Source organism: Delftia sp. S65, assembly GCF_016516495.1.
Classification (GTDB): domain Bacteria; phylum Pseudomonadota; class Gammaproteobacteria; order Burkholderiales; family Burkholderiaceae_C; genus Comamonas; species Comamonas acidovorans.
In genome coordinates, this window is sequence record NZ_JACVUR010000088.1 from 1 (window position 1) to 2,315 (window position 2,315).

Genomic DNA, 2,315 nt, shown 5'->3' on the forward strand with positions numbered 1-2,315 from the left:
CTGGCGTACCAGGGGTCACCGGCGTGGAAGGCGTCGATGCGCAGTTCGTCGTGCAACCCGCCGTCGGATTGACGGGGCTGATGCCGCCCGACGGATCGTAGGAGGCCGTGTTGGTGCTTGAACCCACCGCCGTCGGAACAGCTGGCAGATTGAAGCTGCTGTTGCTGCCAGCTGCCACCGGCGTGGTGAAGCTCACGGTGCAAGACAGGATCGCCGTGCCATTGCCCACGAACGGGAAGGTGTTGGGCGTGCAGGTCGCACTGGCCACGTTCGCACCGGTCGGCACGCCCGTGATGCTGATGCCCGCAGGCACCAGGTCCTTGATGGTCACGCTGGTGGCGGGACCGAAGGCACCGGCAGCGTTGGACACGGAGAACGCGTAGTTGAAAGGCGTGCCCACAGCCAGGCTGCCAGGGTTGGCCTTGGTGACCGTCAACGCTGGCGTACCAGGGGTCACCGGCGTGGAAGGCGTCGATGCGCAGTTCGTCGTGCAGCCGGCCGTCGGATTGACGGGGCTGATGCCGCCCGACGGATCGTAGGAGGCCGTGTTGGTGCTCGAACCCACCGCCGTCGGCACAGCTGGCAGATTGAAGCTGGTGTTGCCACCGGCCGCCACTGCCGCGGTGAAGTTCACCGTGCAAGACAGGATCGCCGTGCCATTGCCCACGAAGGGGAAGGTATTGGGCGTGCAGGTCGCACTGGCCACGTTTGCGCCGGTCGGCACGCCCGTGATGCTGATACCCGCAGGCACCAGATCCTTGATGGTCACGCTGGTGGCGGGGCCGAAGGCACCGGCAGCGTTGGACACGGAGAACGCGTAGTTGAACGCAGTTCCCACAGCCAGGCTGCCCGGGTTGGCCTTGGTGACCGTCAGCGCAGGCGTGCCTGGAGTGACCGGCGTGGTGGGTGTCGACGCGCAATCCGTCGTGCACCCTGCCGTCGGATTGACCGGGTTGATGCCGCCCGACGGATCGTAGGAGGCCGTGTTCGTGCTCGAGCCCACAGCCGTCGGCACAGCCGGCAGGTTGAAGCTGGTGTTGCCACCCGCTGCGACCGAGGCCGTGAAGTTCACCGTACACGTCAGCACAGTGCTGCCATTGCCCGCAAACGGGAAGGTGTTGGGCGTGCAGGTCGCACTGGCCACGTTTGCACCAGTCGGTACGCCCGTGATGCTGATCCCCGCAGGCACCAAGTCCTTGATGGTCACGCTGGTGGCGGGACCAACCGCTCCAGCCGCATTCGCTACCGTGAAGGCGTAGTTGAAGGGCGTACCCACAGCCAGGCTACCGGGGTTGGCCTTGGTGACCGTCAACGCTGGCGTACCAGGCGTCACCGGCGTGGAAGGCGTCGATGCGCAGTTCGTCGTGCAACCCGCCGTCGGATTGACGGGGCTGATGCCACCCGACGGATCGTAGGAAGCCGTGTTCGTGCTCGAACCCACCGCCGTCGGCACAGCCGGCAGGTTGAAGCTGGTGTTGCCACCCGCTGCCACTGCCGCAGTGAAGTTCACCGTACACGTCAGCACGGAGCTGCCATTACCCGCAAACGGGAAGGTGTTGGGCGTGCAGGTCGCACTGGCCACGTTCGCACCGGTCGGCACGCCCGTGATGCTGATACCCGCAGGCACCAGGTCCTTGATGGTCACGCTGGTGGCGGGACCGAAGGCACCGGCAGCGTTGGACACGGAGAACGCGTAGTTGAACGCAGTTCCCACAGCCAGGCTGCCCGGGTTGGCCTTGGTGACCGTCAGCGCTGGCGTACCAGGCGTGACCGGCGTGGAAGGCGTCGATGCGCAATCCGTCGTGCAACCCGCCGTCGGATTGACGGGGCTGATGCCGCCGGACGGATCGTAGGAAGCCGTGTTCGTGCTCGAGCCCACCGCCGTCGGAACAGCCGGCAGGTTGAAGCTGGTGCTGCTGCCAGCCGCCACCGGTGTGGTGAAGTTCACCGTGCACGTCAGCACGGAGCTGCCATTGCCCGCAAACGGGAAGGTATTGGGCGTGCAGGTCGCACTGGCCACGTTTGCGCCGGTCGGCACGCCCGTGATGCTGATGCCTGCAGGCACCAAGTCCTTGATGGTCACGCTGTTGGCGGGACCGAAGGCACTGGCAGCGTTGGACACGGAGAACGCGTAGTTGAAGGGCGTACCCACAGCCAGGCTGCCCGGGTTGGCCTTGGTGACCGTCAACGCTGGCGTGCCAGGTGTGACCGGAGTCACCGGTGTGGAAGCGCAGTCTGTCGTGCAACCGGCCGTCGGATTGACGGGGCTGATGCCACCCGACGGATCGTAGGAAGCCGTGTTCGTGCTCGAACCC

General features: G+C 66.0%; 1 pseudogene. It reads right to left on the reverse strand.

Annotation, left to right across the window (positions count from 1 at the left end):
• Positions 1-2,188: pseudogene (locus IAE24_RS29900) on the reverse strand (invasin domain 3-containing protein); the annotation flags it as partial.
• Positions 2,189-2,315 lie beyond the last annotated feature (127 nt).